This window comes from Streptosporangium sp. NPDC049046, from assembly GCF_040649155.1.
Taxonomy (GTDB): Bacteria; Actinomycetota; Actinomycetes; order Streptosporangiales; family Streptosporangiaceae; genus Streptosporangium.
This window is the reverse complement of sequence record NZ_JBEZEZ010000001.1, coordinates 305,894-330,124: the sequence shown is the minus strand read 5'-3', so window position 1 is coordinate 330,124 and position 24,231 is coordinate 305,894. Positions and strand designations below refer to the sequence as shown.

At 70.0% G+C, this 24,231-nt stretch carries 22 protein-coding genes and 1 riboswitch; of the genes, 14 read left to right on the top strand and 8 right to left on the bottom strand.

The genetic code is table 11. The annotated features are described in order from the left end of the window. Positions 1 to 49 precede the first annotated feature (49 nt). Positions 50 to 289, top strand: coding sequence for a twin-arginine translocase TatA/TatE family subunit (locus AB0B96_RS01350; RefSeq protein ID WP_362895528.1), 240 nt, complete (start codon positions 50 to 52; stop codon positions 287 to 289). 79 nt (positions 290 to 368) lie between these two features. Continuing rightward, positions 369 to 1,031 carry a ribulose-phosphate 3-epimerase gene (rpe, locus tag AB0B96_RS01345; protein ID WP_350948067.1) on the top strand — a complete coding sequence of 221 codons (663 nt, stop codon included), beginning with the start codon at positions 369 to 371 and terminating at the stop codon, positions 1,029 to 1,031. A gap of 249 nt (positions 1,032 to 1,280) precedes the next feature. Here the strand turns inward: rpe and AB0B96_RS01340 are convergent, their stop codons facing one another. The 5 genes from AB0B96_RS01340 to AB0B96_RS01320 form a co-directional block, all read right to left on the bottom strand. Beyond that, positions 1,281 to 2,264: an oligopeptide/dipeptide ABC transporter ATP-binding protein gene (locus AB0B96_RS01340; RefSeq protein WP_362895835.1), complete on the bottom strand. Its 984-nt coding sequence runs from the start codon at positions 2,262 to 2,264 to the stop codon at positions 1,281 to 1,283. 71 nt (positions 2,265 to 2,335) lie between these two features. Continuing rightward, complete coding sequence (locus tag AB0B96_RS01335; RefSeq protein WP_350948068.1) at positions 2,336 to 3,337, bottom strand: ABC transporter ATP-binding protein; 1,002 nt, start codon at positions 3,335 to 3,337, stop codon at positions 2,336 to 2,338. Positions 3,338 to 3,351: 14 nt separating this feature from the next. After that, positions 3,352 to 4,332 carry an ABC transporter permease gene (locus tag AB0B96_RS01330; RefSeq protein ID WP_362895525.1) on the bottom strand — a complete coding sequence of 327 codons (981 nt, stop codon included), beginning with the start codon at positions 4,330 to 4,332 and terminating at the stop codon, positions 3,352 to 3,354. Positions 4,333 to 4,459: 127 nt separating this feature from the next. After that, positions 4,460 to 6,244 (bottom strand): ABC transporter substrate-binding protein, encoded by a 1,785-nt coding sequence (locus tag AB0B96_RS01325; RefSeq protein ID WP_362895523.1) that lies wholly within the window; start codon positions 6,242 to 6,244, stop codon positions 4,460 to 4,462. A 16-nt stretch (positions 6,245 to 6,260) separates the two neighbouring features. Continuing rightward, on the bottom strand, positions 6,261 to 7,286 hold the full coding sequence (locus AB0B96_RS01320) for an ABC transporter permease (protein ID WP_362895521.1): 1,026 nt from the start codon (positions 7,284 to 7,286) through the stop codon (positions 6,261 to 6,263). A gap of 301 nt (positions 7,287 to 7,587) precedes the next feature. On the opposite strand from AB0B96_RS01320, the gene AB0B96_RS01315 reads away from it, so the two are divergent. The 6 genes from AB0B96_RS01315 to AB0B96_RS01290 all read left to right on the top strand — a co-directional run bounded on the left by AB0B96_RS01315 (position 7,588) and on the right by AB0B96_RS01290 (position 14,582). Next, entirely contained in the window at positions 7,588 to 8,403 is an 816-nt protein-coding gene (locus AB0B96_RS01315) for an oxygenase MpaB family protein (protein ID WP_362895519.1), read from the top strand. Positions 8,404 to 8,530: 127 nt separating this feature from the next. Further along, a riboswitch (FMN riboswitch) is annotated at positions 8,531 to 8,661 on the top strand. A gap of 389 nt (positions 8,662 to 9,050) precedes the next feature. After that, positions 9,051 to 9,695: a riboflavin synthase gene (locus AB0B96_RS01310; protein ID WP_362895517.1), complete on the top strand. Its 645-nt coding sequence runs from the start codon at positions 9,051 to 9,053 to the stop codon at positions 9,693 to 9,695. Continuing rightward, positions 9,692 to 10,906 (top strand): bifunctional 3,4-dihydroxy-2-butanone-4-phosphate synthase/GTP cyclohydrolase II, encoded by a 1,215-nt coding sequence (locus AB0B96_RS01305; protein ID WP_350948074.1) that lies wholly within the window; start codon positions 9,692 to 9,694, stop codon positions 10,904 to 10,906. The genes AB0B96_RS01310 and AB0B96_RS01305 overlap by 4 nt, the downstream gene beginning before the upstream one ends. Before the next feature lie 49 nt (positions 10,907 to 10,955). Beyond that, complete coding sequence (ribH, locus tag AB0B96_RS01300; RefSeq protein WP_350948075.1) at positions 10,956 to 11,426, top strand: 6,7-dimethyl-8-ribityllumazine synthase; 471 nt, start codon at positions 10,956 to 10,958, stop codon at positions 11,424 to 11,426. A gap of 134 nt (positions 11,427 to 11,560) precedes the next feature. Continuing rightward, entirely contained in the window at positions 11,561 to 12,019 is a 459-nt protein-coding gene (locus AB0B96_RS01295) for a PH domain-containing protein (RefSeq protein ID WP_362895514.1), read from the top strand. Between the two features lie 322 nt (positions 12,020 to 12,341). Further along, positions 12,342 to 14,582: a glycoside hydrolase family 9 protein gene (locus AB0B96_RS01290; RefSeq protein ID WP_362895512.1), complete on the top strand. Its 2,241-nt coding sequence runs from the start codon at positions 12,342 to 12,344 to the stop codon at positions 14,580 to 14,582. A gap of 69 nt (positions 14,583 to 14,651) precedes the next feature. On the opposite strand, the gene AB0B96_RS01285 is transcribed toward AB0B96_RS01290, so the two are convergent. Next, positions 14,652 to 15,320: a TrkA family potassium uptake protein gene (locus tag AB0B96_RS01285; RefSeq protein ID WP_362895510.1), complete on the bottom strand. Its 669-nt coding sequence runs from the start codon at positions 15,318 to 15,320 to the stop codon at positions 14,652 to 14,654. Continuing rightward, entirely contained in the window at positions 15,313 to 16,653 is a 1,341-nt protein-coding gene (locus AB0B96_RS01280) for a potassium transporter TrkG (protein ID WP_362895508.1), read from the bottom strand. The genes AB0B96_RS01285 and AB0B96_RS01280 overlap by 8 nt, the downstream gene beginning before the upstream one ends. A gap of 280 nt (positions 16,654 to 16,933) precedes the next feature. On the opposite strand from AB0B96_RS01280, the gene AB0B96_RS01275 reads away from it, so the two are divergent. The 4 genes from AB0B96_RS01275 to AB0B96_RS01260 all read left to right on the top strand — a co-directional run bounded on the left by AB0B96_RS01275 (position 16,934) and on the right by AB0B96_RS01260 (position 20,864). Next, the gene (locus AB0B96_RS01275) at positions 16,934 to 17,839 is read left to right on the top strand and encodes a MoxR family ATPase (protein ID WP_350948080.1); all 906 of its coding nucleotides are present in this window, start codon (positions 16,934 to 16,936) and stop codon (positions 17,837 to 17,839) included. A 103-nt stretch (positions 17,840 to 17,942) separates the two neighbouring features. After that, positions 17,943 to 19,157: a VWA domain-containing protein gene (locus AB0B96_RS01270; protein WP_362895505.1), complete on the top strand. Its 1,215-nt coding sequence runs from the start codon at positions 17,943 to 17,945 to the stop codon at positions 19,155 to 19,157. Beyond that, positions 19,150 to 20,256 carry an XdhC/CoxI family protein gene (locus AB0B96_RS01265; RefSeq protein ID WP_362895503.1) on the top strand — a complete coding sequence of 369 codons (1,107 nt, stop codon included), beginning with the start codon at positions 19,150 to 19,152 and terminating at the stop codon, positions 20,254 to 20,256. The genes AB0B96_RS01270 and AB0B96_RS01265 overlap by 8 nt, the downstream gene beginning before the upstream one ends. Continuing rightward, positions 20,253 to 20,864: a nucleotidyltransferase family protein gene (locus tag AB0B96_RS01260; RefSeq protein ID WP_362895501.1), complete on the top strand. Its 612-nt coding sequence runs from the start codon at positions 20,253 to 20,255 to the stop codon at positions 20,862 to 20,864. The genes AB0B96_RS01265 and AB0B96_RS01260 overlap by 4 nt, the downstream gene beginning before the upstream one ends. 23 nt (positions 20,865 to 20,887) lie before the next feature. Here the strand turns inward: AB0B96_RS01260 and AB0B96_RS01255 are convergent, their stop codons facing one another. Continuing rightward, positions 20,888 to 21,781: an endonuclease/exonuclease/phosphatase family protein gene (locus AB0B96_RS01255; RefSeq protein WP_362895499.1), complete on the bottom strand. Its 894-nt coding sequence runs from the start codon at positions 21,779 to 21,781 to the stop codon at positions 20,888 to 20,890. Positions 21,782 to 21,968: 187 nt separating this feature from the next. Here AB0B96_RS01255 and AB0B96_RS01250 point away from each other — a divergent pair, with 187 nt between their 5' ends. After that, a complete protein-coding gene (locus AB0B96_RS01250) occupies positions 21,969 to 23,009 on the top strand; it encodes an LLM class F420-dependent oxidoreductase (RefSeq protein WP_350948085.1) in 1,041 nt (346 codons plus the stop codon). Positions 23,010 to 23,093: 84 nt separating this feature from the next. Beyond that, positions 23,094 to 24,230: an aminopeptidase P family protein gene (locus AB0B96_RS01245; RefSeq protein WP_362895496.1), complete on the top strand. Its 1,137-nt coding sequence runs from the start codon at positions 23,094 to 23,096 to the stop codon at positions 24,228 to 24,230. The last annotated feature ends 1 nt before the right edge of the window (position 24,231 follow it).

The following is a 24,231-nucleotide window of genomic DNA, read 5'->3' as shown; positions in this document are numbered from 1 at the left end:
TCCGGCAGGCTCCGGAGACGGGGACGCCCGATCGAAAGGAGATCGTCCCATGGCCGATCTGGGACTGCCCGAACTGCTCATCATCGCGGCGGTGTTCGTGCTGCTGTTCGGCTCCGCGAGACTGCCCGACGCCGCCAGGTCGGTGGGCCGCTCCCTGCGCGTCTTCAAGAGCGAGCTGAACAGGCCGGACGACCTCCCGCCTCCTCCTGGTGCGGGCGGCGGGCCGGGCGACCTGCCGCCGGCCTCCGGCGGGAGCGGCGAGAACGGGGGACCGGGCGACAGGCCGTAGCCCCTCGGCCGCGCGGTCCTGGGCGTCGCGGACCCGAGCCGGACGGAGGAGAGGGGCCCGCCGCTAGAATCGGCCAATCATGGCCGTACAGATCTCGCCCAGCATCCTGTCCGCCGACTTCGCCCGCCTCGCCGAGGCGGCCGCGGCGGTACCCAACGCCGACTGGCTGCACGTGGACGTCATGGACAACCACTTCGTGCCCAACCTCACCCTCGGGCTGCCGGTCGTCGAGTCTCTGCTCAAGGCGACCTCGACGCCACTCGACTGCCATCTCATGATCGAAGACCCGGATCGCTGGGCACCCGGCTACGCCGAGGCCGGTGCCGGGAGCGTGACCATCCACGTGGAGGCGGCCAAGGCCCCTGTGCGTACGCTGCGCCAGATCCGCCAGGCGGGCGCTCGCGCGGGCCTGGCGTTGAACCCGGCCACCCCCGTCGAGCCGTACGAGGACCTGCTCGGCGAGATCGACATGCTGCTGGTGATGACCGTCGATCCCGGTTTCGGCGGGCAGAGGTTCCTCGACATCGTGCTGCCCAAGATCCGCAGGGCCCGCGAGCTCATCGGCCGGCACGGCGGGCAGGTCTGGCTCCAGGTGGACGGCGGCGTCTCCGACACGACGATCGAGCGCTGCGCGGAGGCGGGGGCCGACGTCTTCGTGGCGGGCAACGCCGTCTACGGCGCGGAGGACCCGGCCCGCGCGGTCGACGGCCTGCGCGCCCTCGCCACCTCCGCCGAGTCGTGAGCGGCCGGCCGCCGAGCCGCTGACCACCGGATCAGCAGGCCGCTGAGCCGCTGACCACCGGATCACCCGGCGCTGGACCGCCGGCCGTCGATTCACCCCGCGGGCGGCCGTTGAGCCGCCGAGCCGACGTCACCGGCCGCCGAGGTGGCGGCCGGTGCCGGAAAACGGCGAGGATCGGGGGAAACGCCGCCATCGGACCGCCGGGCCCGCGACTGCGGGCCAGGCGTCCCGGGGGAAGACGCGGGACCGTCAGGTCTGCAGCGCCGGGTCCAGCACCACGTCCTCGCCGTGCACGGTCGGCTCCTCGGGGAAGTGGCAGGCTGTCAGGTGACCTTCCCTGTTGCCCTCCAGCCTGAGCAGCGGGGGCTCCTCGGTCGCGCACTTCTCCTGGGCCTTCCAGCAGCGGGTGCGGAAGCGGCAGCCGGACGGCGGGTTGATCGGGGAGGGCACGTCCCCGGCCAGGCGGATGCGCTCGCGCGGCGCCTCGTCCTCCAGCACCTCGGGCACCGCCGACAGCAGCGCGTGCGTGTAGGGATGACGGGGGCGCTCGTACAGGGAGGCACGGTCGGCGACCTCGACGATCTTGCCGAGATACATGACCGCGACCCGCTGGGAGAAGTGCCGCACGATCGCCAGGTCGTGCGCGATGAACAGGAACGCGATGCCCAGGTCCCGCTGAAGCTGCTGGAGCAGGTTGACGACCTGCGCCTGGATGGAGACGTCGAGGGCGGAGACCGGCTCGTCCGCGATGATCAGCTTGGGATTGAGGGAGAGCGCGCGGGCCACCCCGATGCGCTGCCGCTGGCCGCCGGAGAACTCGTGCGGGAAGCGGTTGAAGTGCTCGGGGTTGAGCCCGACGATCTCCAGGAGCTCCCGGACCCGTTTCTCCCTGCCGCCGGGGGGATTGATGCCGTTGATCTCCATCGGGCCGCCGATGATGCTGCCCACCGTGTGCCGGGGGTTCAGCGACGAGTACGGGTCCTGGAAGATCATCTGGATCTCGGCCCGGATCGGCTTCAGCTCCTTGCGCGTGGCGTGGCCGATCTCCCGCCCGGCGTACCTGATGCTGCCCGCCGTGGGCTCCAGCAGCCGGGACGCCAGCCGCCCGGCGGTGGACTTGCCGCAGCCGGACTCGCCGACCAGGCCGAGCGTCTCACCGGCGTGCACCGTCAGGTCGATGCCGTCCACCGCGTGGACCTTGCCCACCTGGCGTTTGAAGACGAGACCGCCCATCACCGGGAAGTGCTTCTTCAGGCCGGACAGCTCCAGCAGCGCCTCGCCGCGGGGTTCACCGGTTGTCTCGCTCACTTTTGGATCTCCCTCTTCTGGGCGAGGGTCAGGTAGCACGCGTCGCCGTGGCCGCGGTGCGGGGACAGTTCCGGCCGCTCGGAGCGGCACAGCTCGGGGCCGGCCAGCTCCATGTAGTCGCACCGGGGGTGGAAGGGGCAGCCGGAGGGAACGTTGATCAGGCTCGGCGGGGTGCCGCGGACCGGCCGCAGAGGCACGTCCACGGGAGCGCTCAGGCGGGGCATGGAGGCGAGCAGGCCCCAGGTGTAGGGGTGCCGGGGCTCGCGGAGGACCTCTCTCACGGTCCCGCGCTCCACCGCCCGCCCGGCGTACATCACCAGCACGTCGTGCGCGGTGTTGGCGACCACGCCGAGGTCGTGGGTGATCAGGATGATCGAGGCGCCCGTCTGGTCCTGGAGCTCCTTGAGCAGGTCCAGGATCTGGGCCTGCACGGTCACGTCCAGGGCGGTGGTGGGCTCGTCGGCGATCAGCAGGTCCGGGTCGCACACCAGGGCCATCGCGATCATCGCGCGCTGCCGCATGCCGCCGGAGAACTGGTGGGGATAGTCGTCCACCCTGGTCTTCGGCTGGGGGATGCCGACCCGGGTCAGCATCTCGATCGCGCGGTCCCTCGCCTCGGCGCGGCTCGCGCCGGTGTGCTTGCGGTAGACCTCGGAGATCTGCCTGCCGATGGTGTGGTACGGGGAGAGCGAGGTCAGCGGGTCCTGGAAGATCATCGCGACCTTGTTGCCGCGCAGCTTCTCCATGGTGGAGTTGGAGGCGCCGATCAGCTCCTCGCCGTCCAGCCGGATCTCTCCACTGATCTTGGTGGTCTCCGGGTTGTGCAGGCCGAGCACGGTCAGGTTGGTCACCGACTTGCCGGACCCGGACTCGCCGACGACACCCAGGGTGGTGCCCTTCTCGACGTCGAACGAGAGCCCGTCCACCGCGTGGACGACGCCGTCCTCGGTGTGGAAGTCGACGGTCAGGTCACGGACCGAGAGGAAGGGAGTTGACACTTTTTTCAGAACTCCTAGCTCAGCCGGACGCGAGGGTCGATGAAGGCGTACAGGACGTCGACGACGATGTTGAAGAAGACGATCGCGGCGGCCGCCACGAGCACCGTCCCCATCAGCATGGGCAGGTCGGAGCTGTCGACGGCCTTGATGGAGAGCCGCCCGAGCCCCTGTAACCCGAAGGTGGTCTCGGTGATGATCGCGCCGCCGATCAGCGTGCCGAGGTCCACGCCGAAGATCGTGATGATGGGGGTGAGGGTGCCGCGCAGGGCGAATCTCAGCACCACGCTCCGCCCTGACATGCCCTTGGCCCGCGCGGTGCGGACGTAGTCCTCACTGAGCTGTTCCACCATCGTCGAGCGCGTCATACGGGTGTAGTTGGCGGTGAAGATGATCGCCAGCACCACCCAGGGCAGCGCGAGCCCGCTCGCCCAGGCGACGGGGTTCTCGGTGAACGACAGGTACTGGGGCCGCTGGAGGATCTGGTTCTTGTAGACGAGGAAGTAGAGCGCGAGCGTGCCGATGAAGTAGATCTGCACGGAGGCGCCGATGAGGGACGCCACGCTGGCGATTTTGTCCAGCGGCTTGCCCTGGCGCAGGGCCGCGACGATGCCGGTCGCCATGCCGAAGAGCAGGAAGACGATCGCCGCGCCGATGGTGAGGGAGACGGTGACCGGCAGCCGGTCCAGGATCGTCTCGAACACCGGCTCGCGGTTGACGAACGAGTAGCCGAGGCAGGGGGCCGGGCAGTGGCCCAGGCTTTCGTAGTCGCGGCCGACGAAGATGCCGGCCAGCCAGGCCACGAACTGGGCGAACAGGGGCTGGTCCAGTCCCAGGTTGTGCCGCGCCTGCTCCAGGAGCTCGGGCGGGCAGACCTTGCCGCAGGCGAGCCTCGCCGGGTCGGCGGGCACGGCGAAGAAGAGGAAGAACGTGACCGCGGAGATGATCAGAAGCGTGACCGCGGCGCCGAGCGTGCGGCGAGTGATGAATGGAAGCATTGCCTGTTTCCCGAGGTGGCTGGGACCGCTGCTGGGGCCGACGGCCCCTTGGCCGTGGCCTCGCGGGAGAAGGTGTCGCCCTCCCGCGAGGCCACGGCCGCCGGTGTCTCCTAAGGCTTCGTGGGTGTTACTGCTTCACGAAGATTCTGTTCGGCTGGACGACCCACGACTGCGGGTCGATCTCCGCGCCGCCGATCTTGGAGCCGTGCAGGGTGTTGGCGATCCGGTTCTCGGCGACCACGAGCGGGGTGATCGTCTCCTGGATCTTCTTGTCCAGGTCCATCCACGCCTTGTTCTGGGCGTCGATGTCGGTCATCGCGGTGATCTCGTCCATCTCCTTGGTGAGCGCCTCGTCCTTCAGGTGCGAGTAGTTCGGCGCGCCGTCGGCGATCGGGCCGAAGATGACGGGCATGACCGTCGAGCCGGACGGCCAGTCGGCGCCCCAGCCACCCCAGTACATGTCGAACTCGTTCTTCACCAGGCCGATGGAGTCGTAGTAGGTCTTGCGGTCCAGCGGCTTGGCGACGACCTTGATACCGGTCTTCTCCAGGGCACTCTTGATCACGACCATGATCTGTTCCTGGAGCGGCGTCTGGTTGTGGGCGAAGACGATGGTCGGCGTCGGGTTGCTCGACTCGGCCAGCAGCTGCTTGGCCTTCTCGATGTCACCCTCGGGCTTGGCCTCCTTGCCGAACAGGTCGTAGGGCTGGTAGCCGACCGTGGTGTTCTCGTTGAGGATGGTGGTCGGCAGCGCGGCCGCCTGCGGGCCACCGTAGACCTGCTGGATCTGCTTGGACGGCCACGCGTAGTTGATGGCCTGGCGGATCTTCTGGTCCTTCACCCGGTCAAGGTTGAAGTAGTAGTAGTTCCCGTACGGGGAGGGGCTCTTCATCAGGCGCGGGGCCAGGCTGGCGTCGCCGAGCACCTGCTGCAGACGCTCCGGCGGGACCGTCGCGTAGAAGGTGAAGGCGGTCTGGTCCGGGCCCGCGTCCGCGATCAGGCGGTCGGTGATCTGCAGGTTCTCCTGGCCGAACTCCAGGCGCCACTTGTCGGGGTAGGCGCCGCGGATCGGGTCGGTGGCCGGGTCCCAGTTCGGGTTGCGCTCAAGGTCGATGGACTTGTCGACCACGTGGTTCTTGATGATGTACGGGCCGCTGGAGACGGGGGCCTTGTCGTACTTCTCCTTGGTGTCCTTCTCCTTGGGGACGATGCCGTAGCCGCCCATGGCGAAGGCGTAGTTGGCGTCGGCGTGCGGCGTCTTGAACTTGTAGACGATCGTCTTGTCGTCCGGCGTCTCGATGCTGTCGAGGCGCTTGCCGTCGTAGGGCCCCTGGTAGGCCTTCTTGTGGTCGACCTCGGTGAGCCACTGCTGGATGTAGGTCGGGCCCTGGGTGACGAAGGGGGCGAACGTCCGCTCCATGCTCCACTTCACGTCCTCGGACGTGATGGGCGTGCCGTCCTCCCACTTCACCCCGTCCTTGAGGGTGAAGGTCCAGGTCTTGCCGCCGTCGGAGGGGGTGCCGGTGTCGGTGGCGAGGTCGCCGACCAGCTTGTACTCGCTCTTGTCGGTGCGCTTGTAGCCGGTGAGGGTACGCGCGATCAGGAGGGAGAAGTTCGTCTCGGTGTTGACGTAGAGCTGGGCAGGGTCCAGGTGGGAGAAGTCGTCCCGGTCGATCATCGTGACGGTGCCGCCCTTGACGACACCCTCCGGCTCGATGGCGGGACCCTTGGAGTCCTCCGCGGTGCCGACCGTGATCGTCGGCGGCTTGAAGGGCTCCGCGGCGGGGGCGGACGCGCCGGCGGAACCGCTGGGAGCGGCGGGGGCGCCCTGGTTGCCCTCGGCGCACGCGCTGGTGAGTGCGAGCGCGCCTATGGCGAGTACGGCCATCGCTGACCGCGTACGGACTTTCATCTCTCTCCTATCGGGTCTAACGCTTGAGCTTTGGATCGAAGGCGTCGCGGACCGAGTCACCGAGAAGGTTGAAGGCGATCACGAAGATGAGCAGAGCCGCGCCGGGGAAGATGAGGTAGGTGATGTCGTTCTGGTAGACCTCGGTGCCCCGCAGGAACATCCGGCCCCAGTCGGGGATGGGCTCGATCATGCCGACGCCCAGGAAGGACAGGGCCGCCTCGGCGGTCACCATCGCGGGCAGCAGCAGGGTCGACTGGATCAGGATCGGTGTCCACAGGTTGGGCAGCAGCTCCTTGAAGATGATCCGCGCGGGGGAGGCGCCGGTCACCTTGGCGGCCTCGACGAACTCCCGCTCGCGCATGGAGAGCACCTGGCCGCGCAGCAGTCGGGCGATGCCGGCCCAGCCGAAGGCCGTCAGCAGGGTGATGAGCGTCACCGCGCGCAGCCAGACCGGCGTCTCCTCCGAGGGGTCGACGAAGAGGTTCTCCACCACCGGCATGAACGCGATGATGAACAGGGTCGAGGGGAACGAGAGGACGATGTCGATCAGGCGGCCGATGAAGTAGTCGGTTCTGCCCCCGATGTACCCGGCGACGATGCCCATCACGATGCCGATCATCGAGATGAGCAGCGTCGCGGCCATCGCGATCATCAGTGAGGTCCTGATGCCGTAGACGAGCTGCATGAACACGTCACGGCCCAGGCCGGGCTCGACGCCGAACCAGAAGTCCGAGCTCATGCCGCCGTTGGGCAGCACCGGGTAGCCGAAGTCGTTCAGCAGCCCGGGGGTGTCCTGGCCGTAGAGGGTGTAGGGGTCCTTTCCGTAGAGCCAGGAGATGACCGGCGCGAGGATCGCGACGAGGAAGAAGAAGATCACCACGAGGGCCGAGGCGATTCCGGTGGGGTCGCGACGGAAGCGCAGCCACATCAACTGGCCGGGGGAACGGCCCACCGTCTCCGTTGCCTTCACCGAGAGGGGGTCCTCGGTGGTGGACGCGGCTGGTGCAGGGATGGTCATCGTGCGGGCGCTCCCAACGAGCATGGTTGAGCCTGATCCTTGGAACCATCGCAAAGCAGTGAAGGTCAAATCAATGGTCTGCTCCTTACTCATTTTATCGTTGTGTAATTTCCATCTGTTCGTAGCGTCAATTCCGTTGACGTGATGGGGGGGCGGAGTGAAAGAATCGGCGCACATAAATGATGGTTTTCACGGATCTGTGACACTTTGATGACCTGGTCGTGACACCCCTGCCTGGATCTCGTCTCGCTTGTGTCGCAGATTCGGGACATATGGGTTTAGACCCCTCCTGTAACGTCGTCAGTACGTGTGAGGGAGGCGACGCATGGATCACGGCCTGTTCGGACCGGAGTCGGTGACCTGGAAGGTGATGGGCGAGCGGATCCTGCTCGTCGCCGGTTTCCGCGCGTTACTCATGCAGGGGCTGCACCCCCGGGCGATGCGCGGGGTCGCGCAGAACTCCGCGCTCATGGACCCGGCCGAGGCGTGGTCCCGCTTCGTGCGCACCACCGAGTTCGTCCGGGTCCGCGTTTACGGCACGACCGCCGAGGTCGCCCGGGCGGGAGCCAGGGTTCGGAAGATCCACGCCGGCCTCACCGCCCTCGACCTCGACACCGGCGAGCGGTTCCGCCTCGACGACCCCGACGCGCTGCTCTGGGTCCACGTCGGCGAGGTCGACTCCTACCTCTCGGTCGCCCGGCGCGCGGGAGTGCGCCTGACCGACGAGGAGGCCGACAGGTTCGTCGCCGAGTGGCGGCGGGTGGCCGAGGTGGTCGGACTTCGTCCCGAGGACGTGCCCGGCTCGGTCGGCGAGATGGACGACTACATCCGGGCCAGCCGCCCCGGCCTCTACTTCGTCCCCGAGGTGGCCCACCCGCTCCTGCGGTCGCTCAACGCGCCGCTCCCGGCGCGCCTGACCGCTCTCAAGCCGATGTTCCCCCTCATCACCGGGCTCGCCTTCGCGACCCTGCCGCGCTGGGCCCGCAGGCTGTACGGCCTGCCCGCCACCCCGCTGGGCGACCTGTGGGCGACGGCCTCCCTGCGGGCCCTGCACGCTGGTATCGGCCTGGTGCCCGAGCAGGTGCGCTACTCCCCGGACGCGCTGAAGGCGCGGAAGGCGGTCGCCGAGCGCGTGGCGTAACCCGACCAAGTGCTCGCTTGTTCCACATGATGGAAGAGCGTGTCGTCCGGTTTTCCGGACATGGCACACTGGTGGAGGAGGGTGAGCCGTCCGCGGCGTGCCCTTCGATCGAACAAGAAAAGCAGAGCAGCGTGCTCCGGGGTCGGTGAAATTCCGAGCCGGCGGTTACAGTCCGCGACCCGGTCGAAGCCATCGACCGGTTGACCTGGTGAAACTCCAGGACCGACGGTTAAAGTCCGGATGGGAGGAAGCGCGCGGGTGAAGGAGTGTCTTCGGGCACCCTTCACCGATCGGGTGTACGCATCCGTTGATCCCCCGGGGCCCGCCGTGGCGAAAAGCTACTGGCGAGTAGGAGACCTCGGGTGACTGATCCGGCGCGGACGCGCCAGGCGGTGGGATGTGCCCCTCACGGGCACGGCGCCGTCGGCCCCCACCATTCCCCGCATTCCCCGCATTTCCCGTATTCCCCGCCCGGCCGTTCACGGTCCGGGCACATCGGCATTTCCCCCTTCCTGAGCTTCCCGAGCGCGCCCCGCCTTCCTGGGACACGCTCTGTCGGTCTTCCGCCCCCCGGCCCGCGTCCTTGGGCGTCCCGGACGCCTCTCCCGAGCCCGGCCGTCCGGGCGGTCCCCCGCAAGGAGTTGTGAATGTTCACCGGAATCATCGAAGAACTGGGAGAGATCGCCGGAATCGAGCCGCTGACCGACGCGGCCAGGCTCTCGATCCGCGGTAAAACGGTCACCTCGGACGCCGGGCACGGTGACTCGATCGCCGTCAACGGCGTCTGCCTGACCGTGGTGGACGTGGAGGGCGAGGTGTTCACCGCCGACGTGATGAAGGAGACCCTCGACCGCAGCTCCCTCGGCGCGCTGAGACCCGGCTCCCCGGTCAACCTGGAGCGCGCCGTCCGCGCCGACCAGCGACTGGGCGGCCACATCGTCCAGGGCCACGTGGACGGGACGGGCGTCCTGCTGTCGCGGGAGCCCGCCGAGCACTGGGAGGTCGTCCACATCTCCCTGCCGCCCGAGCTCGACCGCTACGTGGTCGAGAAGGGCTCGATCGCCGTCGACGGCGTCAGCCTCACCGTGATGGGCGTCGGCTCCGGAGGCTTCGCCGTCAGCCTGATCCCCACGACCCTGAGCCTCACCACCCTGGGCGCGAAGCAGCCGGGAGACCCGGTGAACCTCGAGGTCGATGTGATCGCCAAGCACGTGGAGAAGCTCGTCGGGGCGTACGTCCCGGCCGGTGAATCCGTCCGGAGCGCCGTGCCCGCCCCCGAGGAGGCCCCGTGATCAAGCTGGATCCGATCGAGCGCGCGATCGCCGACATCCGCGAGGGCAAGGCCGTCGTGGTCGTCGACGACGAGAACCGCGAGAACGAGGGCGACATCATCTTCGCCGCCTCCAGGGCCACCCCGGCGCTGCTCGCCTTCACCATCCGGCACAGCAGCGGCGTGGTCTGCGTGCCGATGCGCGGCGAGGACCTCGACAGGCTCGGCCTGCCGCTGATGGTCTACGACAACAAGGAGCGCCTGCGCACCGCGTACACGATCAGCGTGGACGCCAGGGACGGGGTGAGCACCGGCATCTCCGCCGCCGACAGGGCTCGCACGATCCGCGCGCTGGCCGACTCGGCGACCGAGCCGGCCGAGCTGGTGCGGCCCGGACACGTCTTCCCGCTCCGCTACCGGGAGGGCGGCGTCCTGGCCAGGCGCGGCCACACCGAGGCGTCGGTGGACCTGGCCAGGCTCGCCGGGCTGAGCGAGGCGGGCGTGCTCGCCGAGGTCGTCAACGACGACGGCACCATGATGCGGCTGCCGCAGCTGCGCGACTTCTGCGACGAGCACGATCTGGCGCTCGTCTCGATCGAGCAGCTGGTGGAGTTCAGACGCCGCACCGAGCGGATGGTGACCAGGGTCGCCGAGACGCGGCTGCCGAACAGGTACGGCGAGTGGCGGGCCTACGGCTTCGCGAGCTCGCTGGACGGCGGAGAGCACCTCGCCCTCGTTCTCGGCGACATCGAGGACGGCGAGAACGTCATGGTCAGGGCGCACTCCGAATGCCTGACCGGCGACGTGCTCGGGTCGCTGCGGTGCGACTGCGGGGTGCAGCTCGACCACGCCATGTCGCGGATCGCCGCCGAGGGCAGAGGGGTGGTCGTCTACCTGCGCGGGCACGAGGGGCGCGGCATCGGACTGCTGGCCAAGCTCAGGGCGTACGGCCTCCAGGACGCCGGCAGCGACACCGTCGACGCCAACCTGGAGCTCGGTCTGCCCGTGGACGCGCGGGAGTTCTCCAACGCCGGGCAGATCCTCGCCGATCTCGGGGTGAAGTCGATCCGGCTGCTGACCAACAACCCGGCCAAGCTGCGCGGCATGGACGGCTACGGCATCAAGGTGCTCGGACGCGAGCCCATGCCGGTGGCGATGAACCCGCACAACGAGAAATACCTGTCGGCCAAGCGCGACCGCCTCGGCCACGAGATTCCCAGGGAGGGCGCATGAGTGAGCGAGTGCACCGGGCGGAGCGGGGCAGCGGGCACGGAGTGATCGCGTGAGCGGGGTCGGACGGCCGGCGGCCGAGGCCGTGCGGGCGAAGGGGCTGACCGTCGGCGTCGTCGCCGCCCGGTGGCACGAGAAGATCACCGATCAGCTCGTGGCGCGGGCCGAGCAGGCGGGCAGGGACAGCGGCGCGGAGATGACCGTGGTGCGGGTGACCGGATCGCTGGAGATCCCGGTCGTGGCGCAGGTCCTGGCCAGGAAGTACGACGCGGTCGTCGCCCTCGGGGTCGTGATCCGCGGTGAGACCCCCCACTTCGACTACGTGTGCGACTCCGTCACCTCGGGCCTGACGCGGATCTCCCTGGACGAGGAGGTCCCGGTCGGCAACGGCGTGCTGACCTGCGAGTCCCTCGACCAGGCCCTCGACAGGTCGGGCCTGCCCGGCAGCCACGAGGACAAGGGCTACGAGGCCACCGTCGCCGCGCTGGAGACGGCGCTGCTGCTGCGGGAACTCCGTTCCTAGAGATCGCTCGCGGCCCCGCTCCACCGTGCCTCGTGGTCGGTGCGGCGGGGCCGTGCGGTAGGTTGCCAACGGCGTCGTGACCAGCTGTCACAGCCGTTCCGGCCGGTGGTTTTCCGAAGGATCGTGATCTGAGAGTGAGCCAGGAGAGCGTCTCCCCGCCCCCGCTGCCCGTCGTGTGGCGGCCCAAGAGGGGACGGATCGCCGCCTACGGCTTCGCCGGTCTGATCATGCTCGGCGCGGTGCTGATGGCGATCTTCCTGTCCGAGCAGTTCACCCTGGCCGACAGGATCGCGATGATCGCGCTGGGCGGGGTGGTCGCCGGGGTCCTGCACCTGCTGGGACGGGTCCGGGTGGAGGCCGACGAGCAGGGGATCACCGTCGTCAACCCGCTGCGGGTGCACCGCTACGAGTGGCCCGAGGTGCTCGGGGTCACCCTGATCGAGCACGAGCCCTGGGCGAAGATCGATTTCACCGACGGGGCCACGGTCGGCGCGATGGGCCTGCAGGGCTCGGAGAAGGACCGTGCCGTCCGCCAGGTCCGCGAGCTCGCCGCCCTCATCAGGGAGCGCGGAGAGGCGTCCGAGACCGGCTGAGCCGCCCTACGGGGGCTCAGGGGGGCCCATTGCCCGCCGAGCCTGCCGGGCCTTCCCGGGGGTCCCGGAGCCGGTCGGCTTGGTGATGTGCGCGAGCGTGACCTCCCGGCGGGGACGCGGGGAGATGTGTGCGGGCCGTGGGAAAAGCGGTCACGTCGCGGTTCCGCGAATCGCTGGAACCCCATGAAAGTTACACGGTCATTCGCCGGAAACATCGCTGTGAGCTGCGTGAAGCGTTCTCTTCGATGGTGGTGACTGTCTTTTCCCGGTCTGAGGGTTCCAAGATGCGAAGCCCACGCAGTACAGGCCGAGAGGACTCCACGTGAACACGTCAGGCCGGATTCGGCTGTCGGCGGCGGCGCTGGCCGTAGCCCTGGCCGCGGCATCGATCACCGCGGCCGTCACCACAGGAACCGCCCATGCCGTCGTCCGACCGGCGCTCGGCCAGAACATCAAGGTCAACCAGGTCGCCTACGCGCCCGGCGCGGCCAAGCAGGCGACCGTGATCAGTAACTCGGGATCACCGCTGACCTGGAGCCTGCTGAACGGTTCCGACCAGGTGGTGTCCAGTGGCACCACGACCGTCTTCGGCGCCGACTCACCCTCCGGCGACTCCGTCCACAAGATCGACTTCTCGTCCTACACCGGGACCGGCACCAACTACGTGCTCACGGTGAACAACGAGTCCAGCCACCCCTTCGACATCGGCACCGCCGCCTGGAAGAAGCTGCCCTACGACGCGCTGGCGTTCTTCTACCACCAGCGCAGCGGCATCGCGATCACCTCCCAGTACGCCGGGGGAAGCCAGTACGCCCGCGCCGCCGGCCACCTGAACGTCTCTCCCAACCAGGGTGACAACAACGTGCCGTGCCGCAGCGACTGCGGCTACCGGCTGGACGTGCGCGGCGGCTGGTACGACGCCGGCGACCACGGCAAGTACGTGATCAACGGAGGCATGTCCGCCTGGCAGCTGGTCAACACCTACGAGCGGGCCAAGAACATCCCCGGCGCCGACACCGGTGCCTTCGCCGACGGCACCATGTCCATCCCCGAGCGCGGCAACGGCGTGCCCGACATCCTGGACGAGGCCCGCTGGGAGATCGACTTCCTGCTGAAGATGCAGGTCCCCGACGGCCGCCCGCTGGCGGGCATGGCCCACCACAAGATCCACGATGCCAACTGGACCGGGCTGCCGCTGCTGCCCGCCCAGGACCCCGAGGCCCGGGTGCTGTCGGCGCCCAGCACCGCCGCCACCCTGAACCTGGCCGCCGCGGCCGCCCAGTGCGCCCGGGTGTGGGCGTCCATCGACTCCGCCTTCTCCGCCCGCTGCCTGACCGCGGCGGAGAAGGCCTACGCCGCGGCCAAGGCCAACCCCTCGCGGTTCGCCCCGGCCTCCGACGGCACCGGCGGCGGCTCCTATGCCGACGGCAAGGTGACCGACGAGTTCTACTGGGCCGCCGCCGAGCTGTACACCACCACCGGCAAGCAGGCCTACCGCACCGACCTGACCTCCTCCTCGCTGTACTACGGACGCAGTTTCACGAACGAGGGCGCCCTGTGGGCGGAGGTCGGCAGCCTGGGCGACATCACCCTGGCGCTGGTGCCCAACGGCCTGACCTCCTCCATCGGCCAGCAGCTGCGGGCCTCCTTCGTCTCGGCCGCCGACGGCCTGCTGAACGTGATGCGCGGCCAGGGTTACCCGGTGCCCTTCCAGCCGTCCGGCGGCGGTTACATCTGGGGGTCCAACAACCTGATCCTCAACAACACCGTCGTGCTGGCCCTGGCCCACGACTTCTCCGGCGCCGAGCGGTTCCGCACCGGGGTGTTCGAGACGATGGCGTACCAGCTCGGCCGCAACCCGACGGGCTACTCCTACGTCACCGGCTACGGTGACAAGCCCTCCCGTAACGTCCACCACCGGTTCTGGGCCAACCAGATCAACTCCTCCCTGCCCATCGCGCCGCCCGGCGCCCTGGCCGGCGGTCCCAACAGCGGCCTGGAGGACCCGGTCGCCCAGCAGCGCCTCAGCGGCTGCCGGCCGCAGAAGTGCTACCTGGACGACATCGACGCCTGGTCGGTGAACGAGGTCGCCATCAACTGGAACGCGGTCCTTGCCTGGGTCGGCGCCTGGACGGCCGAAAAGGCCGGCACCAGCGGCCCGACGCCGACACCGACGCCCACTCCGACCCCGACCCCGACCCCGACCCCAACGCCCACCCCGACGCCCACTCCGACCCCGACGCCGACACCGGCCGGAAAGGCCTGTGCCGCGACCTACACCGTCACCAACCAGTGGAACGGCGGCTTCGGAGCCAACGTCGAGGTGAAGAACACCGGCACCGCCGCGCTCACCGGCTGGACCGTCGCGTGGACCTTCCCCAGCGGCCAGACCATCACCCAGCTGTGGAACGGCTCGCACACCGCGAGCGGCTCGGCCGTCACCGTGGTCAACCTGTCCTGGAACGGCGCGCTGTCTTCGGGCGGCACCACCTCCTTCGGGTTCAACGGCGCCTGGTCCGGGGCCAACACCGCCCCCACCGGGATGACCTGCACCGCCCGGTAGGCGGCGCGGTGGGAACCCGCCGGTGCGCGACGGGGCCGAGTTCCGGTCCGCACCGGCGCGTTCCCGCGCTCAGGTCTCCTCGGCGAACCGCTCGGCCTTGTCGGTGTCGCCCGCCACGAGCAGGGTGTCGCCGTTGTGGATCACCGTGTCGGAGGTGGCGTAGGTGAACTTGCCGCCGGGTTTCTTGATCCCGACCACGGTGACCCCGTACTCGCTGCGGATGCCCAGGCTGCTCAGACTCTTGCCGTCGGCCCACCGGGGCGCGAGGGTCTTGATCATGGCGTAGTCCTCGTCGACCTCGACGTAGTCGAGCATGCGCCCGGTGACGAGGTGCGCGACCCGCTCGCCCATGTCGTGCTCCGGCTGCACCACGTGGTGCGCGCCGACCCGCCGCAGGATCCGGCTGTGCTGCAGGCTGATCGACTTCGCCCAGATGTCGGACACTCCCAGGTCGGTGAGGATCGAGGTGGTCAGGATGCTCGCCTCGATGTCGGTGCCGATGCCGACCACGGCCCTGCCGAACTCCCTGATGCCCAGCTGTTCGAGGGCGTCGGGGTCGGTGGAGTCGGCGCACACCACGTGGGTGAGCCGCCCGGAGAAGTGCTGCACGTTCTTGGGGTCGCTGTCGACGCCGAGCACCTCGACGTCGCGGCTCACGAGTTCCGCCGCCAGCGCGCCGCCGAACCGGCCGAGGCCGATCACCACGACCGCGTCGCTGCGGCCCTTCCTGTCAACCAACGAGGGGACGCTCCTCCGGGTATCGGAACCGCCGGGTCTGTACGTGCAGTGCCAGTGCGGCGCCCAGGGTCACCGGACCGAGCCGCCCGACGAACATCAGGATGGTCAGGATGAGGTGTCCCACGGTGCCGACGTCGGCGGTGATCCCGGTCGAGAGCCCGACCGTGCCGAAGGCGGAGACCACCTCGAACAGTACGCGGTCGAGCTTGAACGGTGTCACCGTCATCAGGGCGAACGTGCCCATCGCGACCGACGCCACACTCAGCAGGGCGATCGTGAGCGCCTGCCGCTGCAACTGCTCGGGAACGCGGCGGCGGCCCGCCGACACGTCGGGCTCGCCGCGCAACTCGGCGAGGATCACGAATCCGAGCAGCGCGAACGTCGTCACCTTGATGCCGCCCCCGGTGCTCGCGCTGCCCGCCCCGATGAACATCAGCACGTCGCTGATGAGCCAGGAGCTCTCGCTCATCTGGGAGGTGTCCACGGAGTTCAGGCCGCCGCTGCGGGTCATCGTGCTGTGGAACAACCCGGCCATGATCCGCAGGCCGGGGGAGAGGGGACCCAGCGTTCCCGGGTTGTTCCACTCGGTGGCGGTGATGGCCACCGCCCCGCCGAACAGCAGGACGGCGGTCATCCCCAGTGTGATCTTGGCGTGCAGTGTCCAGCGCGCCGGGCGGCGCCAGTTCTGCCGCAGCACGGCGTAGACGGGGAAGCCGAGACCTCCGGCGACCACCGCGGTGATGAGCGGGAGGCAGATCCACGGGTCGGTGACGAACCTCATCATGCTGTCCGGCCAGAGCGCGAATCCGGCGTTGGTAAACGCTGAGATCGCATGAAAAATCCCGTAATAGGCGGCGCGGCCGAACGGCTCCCCGTACCCGATCATGAAGCGGGCGGCGAGCACCGCGGCGGTGAGCGCCTCGGCGACCAGGGTGACCTTGGCGACCCCCACGATCACCTTTCGCACGTCGCCGGGACCGAGGGTCTTGGTCTCGGCCTGGGTGTTGAGACGGGCGCGCAGACCGAGCTTTCCCGAGACGATCACCGCGAGGATCGAGGAGAGCGTCATGATCCCGAAGCCGCCGATCTGCATCAGCACCATGAGCACGATCTCGCCGAAGAACGACCAGTGCGTCGCGGTGTCGTGCACGGCGAGCCCGGTCACGCACACCGCGGAGGTGGCGGTGAACAGGGCCGACGTCCACGAGACGCTCTCACCCGCCGCGACCGCGACCGGTAGCGAGAGGAGCCCCGTACCGGTGAGGACCACCGCGAGGAACGCCAGCACGACGGCCCTGGACGGGGTGTTGATCCGGTCGAGCAGGTTCTTCACTCAACACCTGCAGCGTGAAGGCCCGGTCCTTCTGGGCCGGGAGGAAACGCGGAACGGTCCTGCACGATGCGATCCTTCCACGACTACCGGGCGATATCGCCAATGAGGCGTTGGTGACGGAAATGTTGAAGCTCGTCCCGAGCACCGAGCAGGCCGGGGGCCCGCCGGCGACGGTGCGGGCCTGCGATGCCGCCGCCGGGCGGGCAGACGCGGGAGCCGGGGCGCGGTGTGGTGCGGTGTGGTCACGCTGGGACCCCGCCGACGGGCGTAGCCTGAGGTGGTGGTGAGGCGGACAATCGAGACATCCAATGTGGAGTCGCCCGCGCAGTTGGCGGAGCTGCTCGACGAGCGGTCATACCTGGCAGACGAAGGGCTCGTCACGGCGACCTTCCTCGCGCTGCGGATGGGCCGCCCGCTGTTGCTCGAAGGCGAGGCGGGAGTCGGCAAGACCGAGCTGGCCAGGACCCTCGCCGAGGTGTTCGACGCGCCACTGATCCGCCTGCAGTGCTACGAAGGGCTCGACGCGTCCCAGGCGCTCTACGACTGGGACTTCGCCCGCCAGCTCCTGCACCTGAAGGCGGCCGAGGCGGCCAACGCAGGGGGCGTCACCGACGCAGCCCGGCTGGAGGGCGAGGTCTACGACCGAAGATTCCTGATCGCCAGGCCGCTGCTGAGGGCGATCGAGACCCAGCCCGCGGTGCTGCTCATCGACGAGGTCGACCGGGCCGACGTGGAGTTCGAGGCGATCCTGCTGGAGGTGCTCTCGGACTTCGCGATCTCCGTCCCCGAACTCGGTACGATCCGCGCCGCGCGGCCGCCGGTGGTCGTGCTCACCTCCAACCGCACCCGCGAGGTGCACGACGCGCTGAAACGACGCTGTCTCTACCACTGGCTGGACCACCCCTCCTTTGACAGGGAGGTGGCGATCCTGCGCAGGAGGCTTCCCGAGTGCTCGGAGATCCTGGCCGAGCAGGTGGCCACGGCGACGGGGCGGCTCCGCGAGGCCGATCTGATCAAGCCGCCGGGGATCGCCGAGACCCTGGACTGGACCGAGGCACTCCTCGCCCTCGGCGCCCGCGAGCTCGACCCCGACCTGGCGGCCGCCTCGCTGGGCGCCCTGCTCAAGCACAGGGAGGACCACGAGACGGTGCTCGGGAAGGGATTCCTCGGTGCGTCCCGGCGCTGACGGCGTTCCCCCGACCGGGTCTCCCACAACCGGGTCTCCCACAACCGGTGTTCCCCCGACCGGGTCTCCCGCAACCGGTGTTCCCCCGACCGGCTCCCCCTCGGTGGGAATCCCGCCGACCGGGGCTGCCTCGACCGGACTCCCCTCGACCGGCGTTCTTCCCGTCACCCGGGCCGCTCCGGACGGCGGGGCCCCTCTCGCGGCGCTCCCCTCCGGACTCGGCGCGGGGGAGGACCTGGTCGCGGTCATGACCGGTTTCGCCAGGACGCTGCGCGCCGCGGGGGTGTCCGCCGACCACGAGCGGACCCAGGGCCTGCTGCGTGCCCTGTCCCACCTGGACGCCTCCAGGCCCGGCGACGTCTACTGGGCGGGCAGGGTCACGCTGTGCGCCTCGGCCGAGGACCTGCCCCGTTACGACCGGGTCTTCCGCGCCTACTTCGCAGGGCTGCGGGCGGGCCGTGCGAGAGCGGAGGCGGTCACCGTCACCCGGCACACCGCGGCGAGGCCCGAGGTACGCCCCGAGCACCGCCAGGGCGGCGAGCCTCCCGCCCTGGCGTCGACCGCGAGCGCGACGGAGGTGTTGCGCACCCGGGACGTGGCCCGGATGACGGCGGCGGAGCTCGCCGAGGCGCACCGGCTGCTCGCCCTGCTGCGGGTCGGCAGGGAGCGGCGCGCGTCACGGCGTTTCCGGCCCTCGCGCCGAGGGCGGCTGGACGGCCCGGCGACCGTCCGGGAGACCCTGCGCAGAGGAGGGGAGATCGCCGGGCTCCGCTACCGTGCGCACCGGACCAGGCCGCGCAGGGTCGTGCTGCTGGTCGACGTGAGCGGCTCCATGACCCCGTACGCGGACACGCTGCTCCGCCTCGCCCACGCGCTGGTCAGGTCGGAGCCGGGTGCCACCGAGGTGTTCAGCGCGGGCACCCGGCTGACCAGGCTCACCGCCGAGCTTCGCCACCGCGACCCGGAGACCGCGATGAACGCCGTCTCCCGCGCCGTTCCCGACTGGAGCGGCGGAACCCGCCTGGGCGAGGAACTGCGGCGTCTCCTGGCGCTGAACGACGCGGCGGGGGCGGTGGTGGTGATCGCCTCCGACGGCTGGGAGCGCGGCGACGTCTCGCTGCTGGGAGCGGAGATGGCCAGGCTGTCCCGTACGGCCCACCGGGTGATCTGGGTGAACCCGCACAAGGGCAGGGAGGGCTACCGGCCGCTCACCGCCGGGATGCGGGCCGCGCTTCCCCACATCGACGACTTCGTGGCCGGGCACAGCCTGGCCGCGTTCGAGGAACTGGCGACGCTGCTTGGAGGTACGCATGCGTGACGTTCTGTCACAGATCCTGCGATGGTGGGAGGCGGGAGAGACGTTCGGCCTGGCCACCGTGGTCAACACCTTCCGCAGCGCGCCCCGGCCACCGGGGGCGTCCATGGCGGTGCTCGGCGACGAGGCCGAGGGCAGCGTCTCCGGCGGCTGTGTCGAGGGCGCCGTCTACGAGCTGTCCAGGGAGGTGGTCTCCTCGGGCGCGCCCGTCCTGCAGCGGTACGGAGTGAGCGACGACGACGCCTTCTCCGTCGGCCTGACCTGCGGCGGCATCCTGGACATCTTCGTCGAGCCCGTCTCCAGGGAGACCTTCCCCGAGCTGGGGGAGGTCGCCGCCTCGGTACTGCGGCGTGAGCCGGTGGCGGTGGCGACCGTTCTGTCGGGGCCGGGCGCGATCGGCACCCGCCGGGTCATCTGGCCTGACCGCTCCTCAGGCTCCCTGGGGGTGACCCGGCTGGACGACGCGGTGGACGACGACGTCAGGGGGATGCTCGCGCAGGGACTGACGGGCATCCGCAGGTACGGGGCGAAGGGAGAGCGACGGCTCGACGAGCTGTCGGTCTTCGTCCAGTCCTTCGCGCCGCCGCCCAGGATGCTGGTCTTCGGCGCGATCGACTTCGCCGCCGCGGTCGCGAGGGTCGGCAAGTTCCTCGGCTACCACGTGGTCGTGTGCGACGCCCGGCCGGTGTTCGCCACGGCCAAGCGCTTCCCCGAGGCGGACGAGGTGGTCGTGAAGTGGCCGCACGACTATCTCACCTCGACCGTCGTGGACGAGCGGACCGCGATCTGCGTGCTCACCCACGATCCCAAGTTCGACGTTCCCCTGCTCGAGGTCGCGCTGCGCACCCCGGCGGGCTACGTCGGCGCGATGGGGTCGCGCCGCACGCACGAGGACCGGCTGGCCCGGCTGGCGCAGGCGGGGATGGGAGAGGCCGAGCTGAAGAGGCTCCGCTCTCCGATCGGGCTGGACCTGGGCGCGCGCACGCCGGAGGAGACGGCGATCTCGATCGCCGCGGAGCTGATCCAGCTGCGCTGGGGCGGCTCTGGCCGGCCGCTGACCGACGGTTCCGGCAGGATCCACGGCGAGGGACCCGGCGGGTGAGCGCAGCGAAGATCGGTGGGCGTGCGGCGAGCGCGGGACTGCTGCTCGCCGCCGGATCCGGCTCGCGGCTCGGCACTCCCAAGGCGCTGGTGGACTTCCACGGGGAGCGGCTGGTGGATCGCGGGGTGAGGGCGCTCCACGACGGCGGCTGCCGTCCCGTGGTCGTGGTGCTCGGCGCGGCCACCGTGCGGATAGGGGGAGCGGTGACCGTCCACAACCCGGAGTGGAGCTCGGGGATGGGCTCATCGCTCAGGGCCGGACTGAACGCGATCCCGGACGTCGCCGAGCACGTGGTGATCGCCCTGGTGGACCAGCCGTTCGTCGGCCCGCGGGCGGTGGAGCGGCTCGTCGAGGCCGCGCGGCGGGGCGCCTCGGTCGCCGTCGCCACCTACGGCGGCGCGCGGAGGAACCCGGTGTTGATCGCGAGGGAGCACTTCGAGGAGGTCGCCAGGCTCGCGACCGGGGACGCGGGCGCCCGCCCGTTCCTGAGGGCCCATCCGGAACTGGTCGTCGCGGTCCCCTGCGACGACGTCGCCGACCCCGCCGACATCGACACCCCGGCCGACCTGTCCGCCCTCCGTGCCCGCCCGGGAGCGCCGGGTCTCTAGGGCGCCGGTTTCCCGGGGCCTTCCTAGGCGGCCAGGCGCAGGGAGGCGACGGCGGCGCGGTGGTCGCTGCCCGCGGCCCGCTCGACGCCGGCGCTGGTGGCGATCATGCCGCGGTACAGGATGTGGTCGGGGCGGGTGACGGGGAAGGACGCGGGCCAGGTGAAGCCGAATCCGGTACCGGCCTCCTGCTGGGCGTCCGACAGCGGCGGCACCAGGCCGGAACGCTTGCGGTCGGTGGTGGCGGTGTTGAGGTCGCCGAGCAGCAGCAGGTGCTCGCTGTCGTCCCTGTCGACCATCCTGCGGGCGTGGGCGAGGGTCTCGTCGCGCTGGGCGGTCTGTCCCGGGCGGGCGGAGGCGAGGTGCATGACGTACACGGTCACCCTGCCCTTGGGAGTGACGACCACCGCGCGCAGTGCCCGCGCCCAGTCGAGGCCGATGTCGGCCTTGCGTGCCTCGGCGATCGGGAACCGGCTCCACAGGCCGACCGTGGCGATCCGGTAGCGGTGGGGGAAGTGGTCGTTGAGGAACTTCGCCGCGGGGCCGCCGGCGGTCAGTTCCTGCACCGCGACCAGGTCGCGGCCCTTGGAGACGGACCGCATGGCCTCGGCGGAGGCGGCGTTGGTCGCGCCGACGTTGAGGGTGGCGACCGAGAGGTCGCTGGGTCCGCCGGGCGGGCTGCGCAGCAGCGCCGGGCCGAACATGAGGCCCCACACGGTCGCCGGGACCAGCGCGGCGACGATCACCTGCCACGAACGGGTGGCCAGCGCGCAGATCAGCAGGATCGGCACGGCCACCCCGAGCCATGGGAGCAGGCTCTCCAGCACGGGCGTGAAACCGCCCAGCTCCGGCAGGAGCCGGTGCCCTCCGAGCGTGAGGGCGAGCGCTGCCGCCGCCACGACGATCGACTGCCTCAGCACACCGCTCCTCGTCCGCCCTGTGGTGGTGACCCGCCCCTCCGGGGTCCCCTACCCCGGAATGCGTAGGCTACCGGCCCGATGGCGGCGGCGCGGGGCTTGGTGCTTCGGCGGTGAGTCGATAGCCTTTGCCGACGAGGCGACGGAATAACATTCGGTTTTGTCGGCACCGCGGAAGGACGATCTCACGATGCGCATCGGTATGGCCCTGAACTACTCGGGGGGCTTCAAGGAGACGGTGGCCGAGCTGGCCGACTACGAGAAGGCCGGGCTCGACATCGTCTTCGTCGCCGAGGCGTACAGCTTCGACGCGGTCAGTCAGCTGGGCTACATCGCGGCCAGGACCGAGAGGCTGCAGATCGCCTCCGGCATCCTGCCCGTCTACTCCCGCACCCCCGCCCTGCTGGCCATGACCGCCGCGGGCCTGGACTACGTCTCCGACGGACGCTTCACCCTCGGCCTGGGAGCCTCGGGCCCCCAGGTCGTCGAGGGTTTCCACGGCGTTCCCTACACCGCGCCGCTCGGCCGTACCCGCGAGGTCGTCGAGATCTGCCGTCAGGTCTGGCGGCGCGAGCGCCTGACCTACGAGGGCAGGCACTACACCGTCCCGCTCCCCGCGGACCAGGGAACGGGGCTGGGCAAGCCGCTGAAGCTCATCAACCACCCGGTCCGCGAGCGCATCCCCGTCGTGATCGCCGCCATCGGTCCCAAGAACGTCGAGCTCGCCGCCGAGCTCGCCGAGGGCTGGGAGCCGATCTTCTACGTGCCGGAGAAGGCCGCCGACGTGTGGGGTGCCTCCCTGGCGGCGGGCGGGGCGAGGCGGGATCCGGCGCTGGGCGAGCTGGACGTGATCGCCCAGGCCCCGCTCGCCATCGGCGACGACGTCTCCGGCTGGCTGGAGCTGGGCCGCCCGATGGCCGCGCTCTACATCGGCGGTATGGGCGCCAAGGGCAGGAACTTCTACAACGACCTCGCCCGCAGGTACGGCTACGAGAAGGAGGCCGAGCAGATCCAGAACCTCTACCTGGAGGGCAGGAAGGACGAGGCCGCCGCGCTCGTACCGCACGAGCTGCTGGAGAGGACGTCCCTGATCGGCTCGGAGGGGCACGTCCGCGAGCGCCTGCAGGCGATGCGCGAGTCGGGTGTCACGACCGTCAACGTCGCCCCGCTGGCGGGCACCCACGAGGAGCGCGTCCGGCTCATCGAGAGGGTGAGGGAGCTCGCCTCCTGACGCCGGCCCGGTGAGCGCAGGGTCGCAGGATTAAGGTGACGGCATCGGTTAAAATTGGTCAAATCGGTTAATAACATGCCTACTATGACCGCCACCCACGCCCGGCGCCGCGCGAGCCTCGCGGCCCTGCTGCCCGCTCACCGGGCGGACGCGATCCTGGTCACCAGCGTCGTGAACGTGCGCTACCTGACCGGCCTGGCCAGCTCCAACGCGGCCGTCCTGGTCGGGGCCGACGCCGGCGCCACCCTGGCCACCGACTCCCGCTACATCGAGGCCGCCCGGCGCGTCTGCGCCGACGTGGAGGTGATCGAGGCGCCCGACGTCGCCGGGGCCCTGCTGCCGGAGAACGGCCGGACCGGCATCGAGGCCGAGCACATGTCCGTCGCCGACTACTTCCGGCTGGGCGGAGGACTGCCGCGCCTGTCCGGGCTCGTGGAGTCGGTGCGCACGGTCAAGGACGACGCCGAGATCGACCTCATCCGCACCGCGTGTGAGCTCACCGGCCGGGCCTTCGACGAGGTCGTGCCCGGCTTGCGTCCCGGACTGACCGAGAAGGAGGTCGCCAGGGCACTGGAGCGCCGGATGGTGGAACTGGGCGCGGACGGGCTCGCCTTCGACTCGATCGTCGCGAGCGGGCCCAACGGCGCGATCCCGCACCACTCGCCCTCTGACCGGCCGCTGGAGCGCGGCGACCTGGTCACCATGGACTTCGGGGCGCTGTACCGGGGCTACCACGCGGACATGACCAGGACCGTGGCGATCGGCGAGCCCGCGGGATGGCAGCGCGAGCTGTACGACCTGGTCCGCGCCGCCCAGCGGGCCGGAAGCCTGGCCGCGCGGGTCGGCGCGGCGCTCCACGAGGTGGACGCCGCGGCCCGCGACCTGATCGGGGAGGCGGGCTACGGGGAGTTCTTCAAGCACGGCCTCGGCCACGGCGTCGGGCTGCAGATCCACGAGGCGCCGTTCCTGTCACCGGCGAGACCCGAGAACCCGCAGGACTCCCGGGGAGAGCGGGAAGGTTCTCCGAAGCCGGAACGATCTTCGAGAGAGCCGGAGCGCGACCATGAGCACGCTAGACTAGAGGATCGAGTTCCGGTGACCGTCGAGCCAGGGGTTTACCTTCCCGGCAGGGGTGGTGTCCGCATCGAGGACACGCTCGTGGTGCGCGATGGCGGACCGGAACTTCTCACACGGACGACCAAAGAGCTGCTCGTCCTTTAAG

What these genes read in the sequence shown, in the direction of transcription:
- AB0B96_RS01350 (WP_362895528.1), top strand. Translation starts at nt 50, where the DNA reads ATGGCCGATCTGGGACTGCCCGAACTGCTCATCATCGCGGCGGTGTTC.
- rpe (WP_350948067.1), top strand. Translation starts at nt 369, where the DNA reads ATGGCCGTACAGATCTCGCCCAGCATCCTGTCCGCCGACTTCGCCCGC.
- AB0B96_RS01340 (WP_362895835.1), bottom strand. Translation starts at nt 2,264, where the DNA reads ATGGGCGGTCTCGTCTTCAAACGCCAGGTGGGCAAGGTCCACGCGGTG.
- AB0B96_RS01330 (WP_362895525.1), bottom strand. Translation starts at nt 4,332, where the DNA reads ATGCTTCCATTCATCACTCGCCGCACGCTCGGCGCCGCGGTCACGCTT.
- AB0B96_RS01325 (WP_362895523.1), bottom strand. Translation starts at nt 6,244, where the DNA reads ATGAAAGTCCGTACGCGGTCAGCGATGGCCGTACTCGCCATAGGCGCG.
- AB0B96_RS01320 (WP_362895521.1), bottom strand. Translation starts at nt 7,286, where the DNA reads ATGCTCGTTGGGAGCGCCCGCACGATGACCATCCCTGCACCAGCCGCG.
- AB0B96_RS01315 (WP_362895519.1), top strand. Translation starts at nt 7,588, where the DNA reads ATGGATCACGGCCTGTTCGGACCGGAGTCGGTGACCTGGAAGGTGATG.
- AB0B96_RS01310 (WP_362895517.1), top strand. Translation starts at nt 9,051, where the DNA reads ATGTTCACCGGAATCATCGAAGAACTGGGAGAGATCGCCGGAATCGAG.
- AB0B96_RS01265 (WP_362895503.1), top strand. Translation starts at nt 19,150, where the DNA reads ATGCGTGACGTTCTGTCACAGATCCTGCGATGGTGGGAGGCGGGAGAG.
- AB0B96_RS01250 (WP_350948085.1), top strand. Translation starts at nt 21,969, where the DNA reads ATGCGCATCGGTATGGCCCTGAACTACTCGGGGGGCTTCAAGGAGACG.
- AB0B96_RS01245 (WP_362895496.1), top strand. Translation starts at nt 23,094, where the DNA reads ATGACCGCCACCCACGCCCGGCGCCGCGCGAGCCTCGCGGCCCTGCTG.